At 44.9% G+C, this 12475-nt stretch carries 12 protein-coding genes; all 12 read left to right on the forward strand.

Annotated features, from left to right (window positions below; translation table 11 throughout):
- The first annotated feature begins 24 nt into the window (after positions 1-24).
- The 12 genes from HNR45_RS00700 to HNR45_RS00755 all read left to right on the forward strand — a co-directional run bounded on the left by HNR45_RS00700 (position 25) and on the right by HNR45_RS00755 (position 12473).
- Positions 25-1146 carry a PIN/TRAM domain-containing protein gene (locus HNR45_RS00700; RefSeq protein WP_159822003.1) on the forward strand — a complete coding sequence of 374 codons (1122 nt, stop codon included), beginning with the start codon at positions 25-27 and terminating at the stop codon, positions 1144-1146.
- Positions 1143-2312, forward strand: coding sequence for a 2-C-methyl-D-erythritol 4-phosphate cytidylyltransferase (gene ispD, locus HNR45_RS00705; protein WP_159822001.1), 1170 nt, complete (start codon positions 1143-1145; stop codon positions 2310-2312). The genes HNR45_RS00700 and ispD overlap by 4 nt, the downstream gene beginning before the upstream one ends.
- Positions 2309-3757 carry a glutamate--tRNA ligase gene (gene gltX / locus HNR45_RS00710; protein WP_159821999.1) on the forward strand — a complete coding sequence of 483 codons (1449 nt, stop codon included), beginning with the start codon at positions 2309-2311 and terminating at the stop codon, positions 3755-3757. The genes ispD and gltX overlap by 4 nt, the downstream gene beginning before the upstream one ends.
- Positions 3758-3948: 191 nt before the next feature.
- The gene (locus HNR45_RS00715) at positions 3949-4728 is read left to right on the forward strand and encodes a basic amino acid ABC transporter substrate-binding protein (RefSeq protein WP_159821997.1); all 780 of its coding nucleotides are present in this window, start codon (positions 3949-3951) and stop codon (positions 4726-4728) included.
- 63 nt (positions 4729-4791) lie between these two features.
- On the forward strand, positions 4792-5571 hold the full coding sequence (locus tag HNR45_RS00720; RefSeq protein WP_024048845.1) for a basic amino acid ABC transporter substrate-binding protein: 780 nt from the start codon (positions 4792-4794) through the stop codon (positions 5569-5571).
- 147 nt (positions 5572-5718) lie between these two features.
- On the forward strand, positions 5719-6384 hold the full coding sequence (locus tag HNR45_RS00725) for an amino acid ABC transporter permease (RefSeq protein WP_159821995.1): 666 nt from the start codon (positions 5719-5721) through the stop codon (positions 6382-6384).
- Positions 6371-7090, forward strand: coding sequence for an amino acid ABC transporter ATP-binding protein (locus HNR45_RS00730; RefSeq protein ID WP_024048847.1), 720 nt, complete (start codon positions 6371-6373; stop codon positions 7088-7090). The genes HNR45_RS00725 and HNR45_RS00730 overlap by 14 nt, the downstream gene beginning before the upstream one ends.
- Positions 7091-7208: 118 nt before the next feature.
- Positions 7209-7406, forward strand: a complete 198-nt coding sequence (locus HNR45_RS00735) for a cold shock domain-containing protein (protein ID WP_024048848.1) — start codon at positions 7209-7211, stop codon at positions 7404-7406.
- Between the two features lie 131 nt (positions 7407-7537).
- Complete coding sequence (gene hpf, locus HNR45_RS00740) at positions 7538-8086, forward strand: ribosome hibernation-promoting factor, HPF/YfiA family (RefSeq protein ID WP_034436400.1); 549 nt, start codon at positions 7538-7540, stop codon at positions 8084-8086.
- 121 nt (positions 8087-8207) lie between these two features.
- The gene (gene secA / locus HNR45_RS00745) at positions 8208-10658 is read left to right on the forward strand and encodes a preprotein translocase subunit SecA (protein ID WP_184327478.1); all 2451 of its coding nucleotides are present in this window, start codon (positions 8208-8210) and stop codon (positions 10656-10658) included.
- 15 nt (positions 10659-10673) lie between these two features.
- A protein-coding gene (gene prfB, locus HNR45_RS00750; RefSeq protein ID WP_338134715.1) for a peptide chain release factor 2 occupies positions 10674-11790 on the forward strand; the annotation gives its coding sequence in 2 pieces (ribosomal slippage) (positions 10674-10742 and positions 10744-11790; 1116 coding nt in all).
- Complete coding sequence (locus tag HNR45_RS00755; protein WP_024048852.1) at positions 11787-12473, forward strand: LmeA family phospholipid-binding protein; 687 nt, start codon at positions 11787-11789, stop codon at positions 12471-12473. The genes prfB and HNR45_RS00755 overlap by 4 nt, the downstream gene beginning before the upstream one ends.
- The last annotated feature ends 2 nt before the right edge of the window (positions 12474-12475 follow it).

Here is a 12475-nt window from a genome sequence, read left to right on the forward strand (position 1 = left end):
ATTTATGCGAAAGGTGGTGAAACTATGATCGAAAAGCTACTGCGCTTTTTGTTTATTGGACTTTTTATTATTCTTGGCGTAGTACTTGCCAATCAACTTCACCCGTATTTAGCGGATTCGGCATTCTTCGGAATTGCATTTTGGCAGTGGGGCGTTTTCGGCGTCACATTGCTTTGGCTGTGCACCATCCTTTTGGGGGCTTTTCTGGGATACGTTGTCGGTAGTGTAGCCGCTCCGTATTTGTTCCGAAAATTACGCGCGTTTACCGCTTGGGGAGAACGTACAATTACCGGGATTTCCTCACTTGACTTGATTCTGGGGATTGTCGGACTTTTTATCGGTCTTATTATTGCCAATTTACTTGGTCTGGCATTTAATAATTTACCCTTGATCGGACCGTATATTCCGATTGTGCTGAGCATTGTTTTAGGATACACGGGGATTTATTTGGCGATCGGACAAAAAAATCAGCTTAGCACCATTATTGCTAATTGGCGTCAGGGACGGGAAAAAGAACCGAAGGAAACAAAATTAGGTCCTTACGGCAAGATTTTGGACACCAGCGTTATTATTGATGGGCGTATTGCCGATATCGCAAAGACAGGATTTTTGGAAGGACCTCTGATTGTACCGGTTTTCGTCTTGGAAGAATTGCAATATATTGCGGATTCATCGGATGTCTTAAAACGCAATCGCGGTCGCCGCGGGCTTGATATTCTCAATGAGATGCAAAAACGTAAAATTATTGATGTCAAAATTGTGACGGAAGACTTTGATGAACAATCGGAAGTGGACGCAAAATTAGTGCAACTCGGTCTGGCACATCAGGCCACCGTGATAACAAACGATTATAATTTGAATAAAGTGGCGGAATTACAGGGCGTTCACGTTTTAAATATTAATGACTTGGCGAATGCGGTCAAACCGGTTGTCATTCCCGGAGAGCAACTTCTCGTGCAAATTGTTAAGCAGGGCAAAGAGGAGGGACAAGGAGTGGCGTATTTGGATGACGGCACGATGATTGTTATCGAAAACGGCAAGTCGCAAATCGGTAATAATGTTTTTGTAGTAGTTACCTCAGTATTGCAAACTTCGGCGGGGAAAATGATCTTTGCTCGGTATGAAGCGCAACAGGGAGGATCATGACAAGTATTATCGTAGTGGCCGCGGGGAGCGGCCGACGCGTTGGTGCCGATGGTAACAAACTGCTGCTACCGGTTGGCGGCCGTCCTCTTTTGGCGTATACGTTATTGGCTGTCAGCAAAGCCCAATGCTGTGACGAAATTGTTATTGCTGTGCACGCGGGCGAAGAAGACATTATCCAAAACATAGTGAATGATTTATTGTTGACGGTTCCCGTAACTCTGGTTACCGGTCGCGAGACACGGCAGGAGTCGGTGCAGGCGGCGCTGGAAGCCGTCGATCCGGCGGCAGAATTTATTTTAATTCATGACGGTGCACGTCCCTATGTTGCACCGGACGATATTGATGCGGTGGCGGCGGCTCTTTGCAGTGCCAACGGAGCACTATTGGTGAAATCCGTGCAAGACACCGTTAAGTACAAGAATTCGCAAACACGTCGCATTACGACGATCCCGCGAGACGATATTTATTTGGCACTTACGCCGCAAGGATTTCGGCGTGAGACGCTTTATCAGATGTATCGGCAAGAACAATCAGTGCTTCAAAAGGCGACCGATGACGCAAGTTTATTGGAACTAATGGGAGAAGATCCTGTGTTGGTGGTAGCACAATCACCAAATAAAAAAATTACGACGTGGAAAGATTATCTTGCATTCCAAGAGTTCGTTGCGCAATCGGGGATCGTTCGCACCGGCAGCGGATATGATATTCATCGCACTAAACCGGGGGATGCAGTAACACTTTGCGGTGTGACCATTCCGGCGCCGTTTGCGTTGGAAGGTCATTCGGATGCCGACTGTGCCTTGCATGCATTGACGGATGCGTTGTTAGCGGCGGCAGGTAAGCCGGATATAGGGACGTATTTTCCCGATACCGATGAACAATATCGTGGAGTCCGGAGTGGTATACTGTTGCGGAGAGTTGTGCAGGAACTGCTTGCGGACGGATTTCTCCTGCAAAATGTAACGATTACTATCATTGCGCAAGCGCCCAAATTACAGAAATATATTTCCGATTGTATCGCAACACTTGCTCAATTATTATGCTTACCTGATGCACGCATTGCCGTGCACGCGACGACCCATGAGAAATTGGGGCCGATCGGCGAAAAGAGAGGAATTGCGGCAATGGCCAGTGCCACTATTATAGAAAGGATGAACAATAAATGACAGAACCAGTACGTGTGCGTTTTGCGCCCAGCCCGACCGGTCCGTTCCATATCGGCGGAGCGCGCTCGGCATTATTTAATTGGTTATTGGCAAAAAACACCAACGGAAGCCTTATTTTGCGCATCGAGGATACGGATTTGGAACGCTCGACACGGGAGTCGGAAGAAAACATCAAAGCCGCGTTGCGTTGGTTGGGAATTACCTGGGATGAAGGTATTGATGTCGGCGGTCCGGAAGAACCGTACCGTCAAAGTGAACGTTTGGATATTTATCGCCGGTATACAGAACAGCTATTAAAAGAGGGGAAGGCATATCGTTGCTACTGTACTGCCGAGGAATTGGAAGCATCTCGACAAAAGCAACTGGACGAAGGTAAAACGCCGGTTTATGACGGTCATTGTGCACACTTAACACCGGAACAGGAAGAAGAGTATAAAAAAGAAGGGCGGGTACCGACCATTCGTTTGCGCTGCCCGCAAAATGAAACACTTTCCTTTGAGGATTTGGTGCGTGGACACGTCAGTTTCGAATCCAACGGTGTCGGTGACTTTATCATTGTTAAATCGGACGGTATGCCGGTCTACAACTATGGTGTTGTGATCGATGATGCTCGTATGCAGATCACGCATGTTATTCGCGCCGAAGAACACTTATCCAACACGCCGCGTCAGCTGGTGATTTATCGTGCGCTTGGCTTTAAAGAGCCGAAATTTGGTCATATTTCTTTGATCCTTGGTAAAGATCACAAGAAAATGAGTAAGCGCCACGGTGCGACGGCGGTAGAACAGTACAAAAACATGGGCTACCTGCCGGAAGCGATCATCAATTTCTTGGCCTTATTAGGCTGGTCAAGTCCGGAGGAAAAAGAAATTTATTCGGTGGAAGAATTGATTCAACAATTCTCTATGGATCACGTTTCGAAAAATCCGGCGGTATTTGATATCGATAAGCTGAACTGGATCAATTTTCATTATATGCAAAACCTGTCTACGGATGAATTGGTAGATATACTGTTGCCGCAGCTGCAAAAAGCAGGATTTGTGTCGGCGGATGTCAGTACAAAAGATCGTGCTAAAGTTGCCGAAATCGGTGAACTTTATCGCAAACATTTATCTTACGGTGAACAAATCATCGAACTTGCGCGTCCTTTGTATGAAGCGGCGCCGGAACTGACAGAAGAAATGCAGGGGGTACTCTCGCAGGATACCAGCAAGACCGTTTTGGAAGCGTATCGCGCGAAGTTGGAAAATGCGCCGGAAGATACGGCTGAATACTACAAAGCTGCTATTAAAGAAGTACAAAAAGAAACCGGCATTAAAGGTAAAGACCTTTACATGCCGTTGCGAATCGCTCTGATCGGTGCAATGCACGGTCCGGATATTGGCGGACTCGTGCACAGTATGGGTAAAACGGAAGCGATATCTCGACTTTCGCAAAAGCAATAAGAACAGCCAGACAGATAGAAAGAGAACACGGTGAATACCACCGTGTTTTTTATTTTGTAAAATATTTGACTTAAAATACATGATTATGTATAATTATAAAAAATATTTCAAGGGTGGTGAATTTCGTTTTATAGATTAAGAAAATCAATAGTATATTTTATTTGACGCAAGGCGATAAAGGAGTGAGAGTTATGAAACAATGGTGGAGATGGATGGTTCTGTGTATCGCGATATTAGCAGTTGCCGGTTGCGGTGGTACAAAATCGGATGCGCCGCAGTCCGCTACATGGAAAGTAGGAACGAATGCCACGTTCGTACCGTTTGAGTATACCGATGAGTCGCATCAATTAAACGGTTTTGATATCGAATTATTTAATGCGATCGCTAAAAAAGCGGGCATGAAGGTAGAATACAAAAACATTTCTTTTGATGGCTTGATTCCTGCTTTGGGAACAAAACAAATTGATGCTGTAATTTCGGGTATGACGATCACCAAAGCTCGTACCGAAAAAGTAGACTTCAGCTTCCCTTATTACCAATCCGGGCTAGGTGTTCTGACGAAAGACGGCACAGCAGTGGAAGACCTCTCCGAATTGAGCGGAAAAAAAGTAGCGGTTCAATTGGGAACAACGGGAGCGGAAAAAGCGTCTGAAATTTCCAACATTGAATTACGGAGCTTTGATAATAATTCCGAAGCGTTACTGGAACTCACAAAAGGCGGCGTAGATGCGGTGATCGCTGACTTGCCGGTATTGCAATACTATCTGACAACAAAAAAAGACAGTGTTGCTAAACTAAGCGTGATTGAAAGCAAGGATCCAGAATATTTCGGTATCGCAGTGAAAAAAGGTAATAAAGAAGTGAAAGATAAAATTAATTCAGCGCTGAAGGAACTTAAAAAAGACGGCACCTTGGATGCGCTGTATCAAAAATATTTCAACCAGGATGCGCCGACTATGCCGGAGAAGTAAGCTTGAAATTTTAAGGGCGATTACGTAAAATAAACGTATTAAAAGATGAGGAGCGTGAACGGAATGGCAAAAAAATGGACACAATTGTTAATGCTGGTCATCTGCTCGCTGGCGTTGTTGATTGCCGGCTGTGGCGGTAATAGTGCGGACAAGGGCGCCGCCGGGGGAGACAAAGTACTACGGGTAGGTGCGGAAACGACATTCCCGCCGTTTGAATTTGCAGATGAAAAAGGCAACTACAGCGGCTTCGATTTGGATTTGATCCATGCAATTGCGGCGGATCTCGGGTACAAGGTCGAATTCAAAAGCATGGGCTTTGACGCGCTGATTCCGGCGTTGAACAGTAAGCAGATCGATGTCATTATTTCAGCGATGTCGATTACGGACGAACGTAAAAATGTGGTTTTATTCAGCGATCCCTACTACAAATCCGGTGTTGCGATTGTTACTAATAAAACGAACCAGGATATTCAAGGCAAAGCAGATCTCGAAGGTAAAACAATTGCTTGCCAAATCGGAAATACCGGTTCCATGCTGGCCTCGGAAATTTCGAACGCCAAAGTGATTAATTTCGATGGAGCTAACCAGGCATTTTTACAGTTGAAAAACGGCGGGGCCGATGCGGTCATGATCGATTTGCCGGTAGCGCAGGATTATATGAAAAAAGATGCGGATAAAGCGTTTCAAGTCGTAGGTGATGTCTTAGAAGCGGAAGATTACGGTATTGCGGTTAGCAAAGAGAATCAAGAATTGATGAAGAAAATCAACGCTTCGCTCAAAAAACTCAAAGACAATGGTGAATATCAAAAGATTTATGAAAAATGGTTTGGTACACAGAAATAACGATAGTCCAGCAAAAAGAACCGTCTGTAGAAGACGGTTCTTTTTGTATAAAACTAAATTATATTATAAAATATGAATAAATCTCCTTGACTTCGTATAAAAATGCAAATATAATAAGACGTATCAAATATTAAAAAAGGTGAGATTATGAGCTTCAACTTGCAATTAATTTGGGATTCGTTGCCGTTACTTTTGGCAGGAGCCCTGGTGACTATCGAAATCACGGCTTTAGCAGTCGGTATCGGTTTTTTTATCGGTTTGTGCGTGGGCATTGCACGCCTTTCGAATATCAAGCCGTTAAAATATTTAGCGATTATTTATGCCGATACCATTCGCGGTACGCCGCTTCTGGTGCAAATCTTTTTGATTTATTTTGCACTGCCGCTTTTAATTCACCAGCAGATTAATCCTTTTACCGCCGCTGTTATTGCATGCAGCATCAACAGTGGTGCGTATGTTTCGGAAATTTTCCGCGCGGGTATCCAGGGGATTGACGCCGGTCAAATGGAGGCGGCCAGGTCGCTGGGACTTACATGGTGGCAAGGCATGCGCCTGATTATTTTACCGCAGGCGTTTGGTAAAATTTTGCCGCCGTTAGGAAATGAATTTATTGCGATGCTTAAAGACACCTCGTTGGTATCGGTCATCGGTTTTGAAGAGTTGACTCGTCGCGGTCAGTTAATTATTGCTAAAACATACGGGTCCTTTGAAATTTGGACCACGGTTGCGATTATTTATTTAATCATGACGGTCTCCATTACACAGTTGGTGGCTTTCTTGGAGAGGAGAAATACGATTCATGATAAGCGTTAACCATTTATATAAAGATTTCGGCTCGTTGAAGGTGCTAAAGGACGTCACTTTCTCCGTTGCGGAAAAAGAAGTCGTCGTTATTATAGGGCCCTCCGGATCGGGTAAGAGTACCGTTCTGCGTTGCATCAATTATTTGGAAACACCGACATCCGGGTCCATCGTTGTGGATGGCTTAGATCTTTCCAATAAGGCGAACTTAAATGATGTCCGTAAAGAAGTCGGAATGGTTTTTCAACGGTTTAATTTGTTTCCGCATAAAACGGTGCTGGAAAATATTATTTTGGCGCCGATGCAGGTGCGCAAAGTAAGCCGCGACGAAGCGGTTGAAAATGCACGCAAGTTACTGCAAAAAGTCGGTCTTGCCGATAAAGAAGGCGCTTATCCGGAACAATTGTCCGGCGGTCAGCAACAACGTGTCGCGATCGCACGTGCATTGGCGATGACGCCGAAAGCACTTTTGTTTGATGAACCGACTTCCGCGTTAGATCCCGAAATGGTGCGTGAAGTATTGGATGTCATGAAAAAACTTGCTTTCGAGGGCATGACGATGGTTGTTGTCACTCATGAAATGGGCTTTGCTCGCGAGGTGGGTGACCGCGTAATCTTTATGGATGACGGTATGCTGATTGAAGAGGGAACGCCGGAACAGATTTTTACCGCACCTCGGGAAAAACGTACGCAGTCCTTTTTGTCTAAAATTTTATAGAAACAGACGAACATACAACATCATCATTAAAAATAAATTGACAATTTGTATTGTATTATGCTAATATACTAAAAGTAACCGCATGTGCGGTAGTTGTTTTGTGTCAGGAGGAATTGGCATGCAAGGTAAAGTAAAATGGTTCAGCGCTGAAAAAGGCTACGGCTTCATCGAACGTGAAGATGGTGGCGACGTATTTGTACACTTCTCTGCAATTCAGGAAGATGGTTACAAAAGCCTCAGCGAAGGTCAAGAAGTAGAATTCGACATTGTCGACGGACCGCGTGGACCGCAAGCTGCGAACGTTTATAAACGTTAAGATTTTCTTTTCAAATATAAACATCAATAAACACATCCTTCGGGATGTGTTTTTCGTTATAAAAAGGATAATGCTTGTCGATGGCGAATATATTATTAAGCAAGAAAAAAGCTATGCAGGGAGGAAATCATATGAAACTATCAGTTCGTGGTAAAAGTATGGATGTAACACCTGCTTTGCAGCAGTACGTTGAAAAACACACGGATAAGATTCAACGCTACTTCGACAAAGAGATTGCTTTGCATGTTCTTTTGTCGGTCACCAAAAACACGCAAAAAGCCGAAGCGACGATGCAGGTGGATGGTATTTTCATTCGTGCCGTAGAAAAATCGGCAGATATGTACAAGTCTATTGATGTCGTTTTTGATAAATTGGAACGCCAAATTCATAAATATAAAACGCGTTTGGCTAAACGGTTTAAAGGTCGTCAGGTCTTGAGTGATAAATTCCTCACGCCCCATACTCCAGCGGCCAATGAAGCGGAAGCAGAAAGTGAATCGTTCGAAGTGGTTCGTCATAAAAGTTTCGGCATGAAACCGATGTCGACGGAAGAAGCGATTCTGCAGATGAGCCTTTTGGATCACGATTTCTTTATCTTTAAAAATGAAGAAACCGATCTGATTTCCGTTATTTATAAACGTGATGACGGAAAATACGGAATTATTGAAACAAAAGAATAAAAAATACAAAAAAGGAGGGGGGGGATAACCCCTCCTTTTTTGACTACAAAATTGCCATCTGATACAATAAATTAGATATGTCCCGTGATAGAGGGAAAATGATCAAAAGGAGTGGGAATTGGTGTTTAGTTTTTTAGAAAAATTATTTGGCGGCTCACAAAATAGCCAACTGAATAAAATGCGCAGTACAGTGGCCGAGATCAATGCCATGGAGGACAGCATCAAACAATTGAGTGATGCTTCTTTGACAGCCAAAACCGATGAGTTCAAGCGCCGTCTTAATAACGGCGAAACATTGGATGATATTTTACCGGAAGCGTTTGCCGTTGTGCGCGAGACCTCGCGTCGTGTATTAGGCATGCGCCACTTCGACGTGCAGCTTTTAGGCGGCATGGTCCTTCACAGCGGTAATATCGCCGAAATGAAAACGGGCGAAGGTAAGACGCTGGTTGCGACATTGCCTGTATACCTGAATGCACTCACCGGTCAAGGCGTGCATGTTATTACCGTCAATGACTACCTGGCCAAGCGTGACAGCGAGTGGATGGGTAAACTTTACCATGCACTGGGTCTTTCTGTCGGTTTAATCGTTCATGATCTGGACTTTGCGCAACGGAAACAAGCATATGCGGCCGATATTACCTACGGCACTAATAATGAGTTCGGATTTGATTATCTCCGTGATAACATGGTCATTCATGCCGAACAAATGGTGCAACGTCCGTTGCATTATTGTATCGTCGACGAAGTGGACAGTATTTTGATTGATGAAGCGCGTACACCGCTCATTATTTCCGGCCCCGGCGAACGCTCTACGGATCACTACTACACGATGGCGAAAGTGGTACCGAAGCTGATCAAAGATGAAGACTATACGATCGATGAAAAAGCGAAAACGATTGCTCCGACCGAGCAGGGTATTGCCAAAGTCGAAAAAATGCTGAATGTAGAGAACCTCTATGACTCGGAAAACCTTGAATATAACCATTTACTCGTCCAGGCATTGCGCGCCCATGCGATGATGGTTCGCGATAAAGACTACGTGGTCAAAGACGGCGAAGTCGTTATTGTCGATGAATTCACCGGCCGCTTGATGTTCGGTCGCCGCTATTCGGACGGTTTGCACCAGGCGATTGAGGCGAAAGAAGGACTAAAAGTTGAACGCGAAAGCCAGACGCTGGCCGCGATTACTTTCCAAAACTACTTCCGTATGTATGACAAACTCGCCGGTATGACCGGTACCGCGAAAACGGAAGAGCAGGAATTCATTAAAATCTACGGTTTGGAAGTATTTGTCATCCCGCCGAATAAGCAAATTCAGCGTGTTGATATGCCGGATGTGATTTATAAAACCAAAACGGCCAAATATCGTGCGGTTATTAACGAAATTCAGAAACGCTACGCGAACGGACAGCCTCTATTGGTCGGCACCACATCCATTGCGCAGTCGGAAGAACTCAGCCGTATGCTCAAAAAACTGGGAATTCCGCATAATGTTTTGAATGCTAAATTTCATGAACAGGAAGCGGAAATTGTCGCACAAGCCGGTCAAAAAGGCCAGGTCACGATTGCCACCAACATGGCCGGACGCGGTACCGATATTGTTTTGGGTGAAGGAGTACCGGAATTAGGCGGTTTACATATTATCGGTACGGAACGTCACGAAAGTCGTCGTATTGATAATCAGTTGCGCGGTCGTTCCGGCCGGCAAGGAGATCCGGGCTCTACGCAATTTTTCCTTTCGCTGGAAGATGACCTGATGCGCATCTTCGGCTCCGACAGTATTTCCAAAATCATGGATAAACTGGGAATGGAAGAAAACGAAGAAATTCAGAGCAGTCTGGTTACGAAATCCATTGAAAAAGCACAGAAGAAAGTGGAAAATCGCAACTTTAATATCCGCAAATACATCCTTGAATACGATGATGTCATGAACCAGCAGCGTGAAGTACTGTATGATCAACGCCGCCGAATTTTGATGGGTGAAGATTTGAAAGATCAGATCCTGTCTATGACCGATCGAATCATATTGGATGCAATGAACCGTTTTGCGGATGAAAAATTATATCCGGAAGAATGGGATTTTCCGGGACTGCTCAAACACTTGGAAAGCTATTACCTCGCACCGGGACAAATTACGCTGGCGCAGATTGAAGATTTAAGCCGTCAGGATATTCTGGATTTACTCTTGGATACCGCGCATCGTATGTATGAAGAGCGCGAAAAACAAATCGGTTCGGAAAACATGAGGGAGCTGGAAAAAGCGATTCTGCTCAAAGTGGTCGATGCCAAATGGATGGATCACTTGGACGCCATGGATATGCTCAAAGAGGGGATCGGCTTGCGTTCCTACGGACAAAAGAATCCGTTGGTTGAATACAAGTTCGAAGCCTACGAAATGTTCCAGGAAATGATGCAGTCGATTCAGGAAACGGTTGTCATGTATCTGTACCATATTCAGATTACGTTTATGCAACCTGTGGAAACCGAAGATCATCTGGAGCACGCGACATCGCACCTCGGCGATGAACCGGCACCGATTGAACCGGTGGAAAAGAAATTACAAAAATAAGGATGTGATGACCACATGCTGGAAGATTTAAAACAGCCGTTGGAAAGTTTGAGAGAGAGAATCATAGAAATCAGGGATTCACTTTGACCTGCCCATACTAAAGGAAAAACTGGTCAATTACGATATCAAAATGAGTGATCCGAACTTCTGGAATGATGCCGACAATGCGAAAAAAGTTTCCAAAGAAGCGACCGATTTGAAAGATACGATCGAAACGTATGAATCGCTTTCGGAACGTATTAAAGAAGTGGAGCAACTTTGGCAGTTGGCTCTTGCAGAAGAGGATGCTTCGTTAGAAGAGGAAATTCAAAGCGAATTGGACGAGCTTTCCGCTATCGTCGAGGCCAAAGAGATCGAGCTTATGTTGTCGGGCGAATATGACGGCAATAACGCGATTTTGACACTGCATGCGGGAGCTGGCGGTACCGAAGCGCAGGATTGGACACAAATGTTGTTACGTATGTTCACTCGTTGGGGTGAGCAGCATCATTTCAAAGTGGATTTGGCCGATATTTTGCCCGGCGATGATGCTGGTGTAAAAAGTGCGACCGTTACTTTTGAGGGCAAAAATGCATACGGCATGTTGCGCGCGGAAAAAGGCGTGCATCGCTTGGTGCGCATTTCACCGTTTGACGCAGCGGCACGGCGACATACCTCATTTTCCGCGGTCGATGTTATGCCGGAAATCGCTGATGATGTAGTCGTCGATATCAATATGGACGAAGTTCGTGTAGATTATTTTCGCGCCAGCGGCGCAGGCGGTCAGCACGTCAACAAAACGAGTTCCGCCGTGCGAATGACACACTTGCCTACCGGTATTGTGGTGCAATGCCAAAATGAACGTTCCCAGATGCAAAACCGCGAGCAGGCCATGCGCTTCTTACGGGCGAAATTGTTTGAGTTAGAGCTGGAAAAACGCGAACAGTTGCGGAAAGATATTGGCGGTTCGCATGAAGCTATTGAATGGGGTAGCCAGATTCGTTCCTATGTATTCCATCCGTATACGATGGTAAAAGATCATCGTACCGGTGTAGAAACCGGTAATGTGCAAGCGGTTATGGATGGTGATTTAGATCCGTTTATCGAAGGCTATTTAAAACAGAAAATGAAGAAATCTGAGGCGAAACCATGAAAAAATTTCTCCTGCTTATCATCATTCTGCTTCTAATCGTTTTTGGGATAGGCTGGTTCGCATTACCGAAAATGGTAGAAAGCGGCCTGGAAGGCTATCTGGCGGAAAAAGTGCCGTCGGAAAAAATCGAAGTCAAAATGGATTTACAAAATCCGCTGCTGCTTCTTGCGGGAACGGTGAGCCATATTCGTGCCGACGGCTCGCGAGTAACGTTAGATCCATTGACGTATGATCACTTGACAATTGATTTAAACCATGTCAAATTCAATATGCTTAAATTAGTTACCGAGCATCGTTTTGAGCCTGAATCTATCGGCGGCGGTACGTTGGGGGCGACATTGACCGCAGCGGATTTGCAAACCTACCTGCAGGGGCGCGTCGATAATATTGATAATTTACAAGTAGAAATCGATGATCGTCAAATCAACGTTACCGGCGATGTCGACTTGGCCGGATTATTATCCGGTACGGTCTTGGTTTCAGGCGAGCCGCTTTTATATGACAATGTCCTGCAAATTCGACCGACTGATTTGAAATTTAACAATATGGGCTTTGCCGGTGTTACGACTAATTTCATGAAACCGATTAAGGTGTATGATTTCCGTGATTTCCCATGGCCGGTTACGGCAAATAAAGTAGAACTCAGTAATCACAGCGTCGTTATGACGGCGTTGGTTCGTTAGGA

It is taken from the genome of Negativicoccus succinicivorans, assembly GCF_014207605.1.
GTDB classification, from domain to species: domain Bacteria; phylum Bacillota; class Negativicutes; order Veillonellales; family Negativicoccaceae; genus Negativicoccus; species Negativicoccus succinicivorans.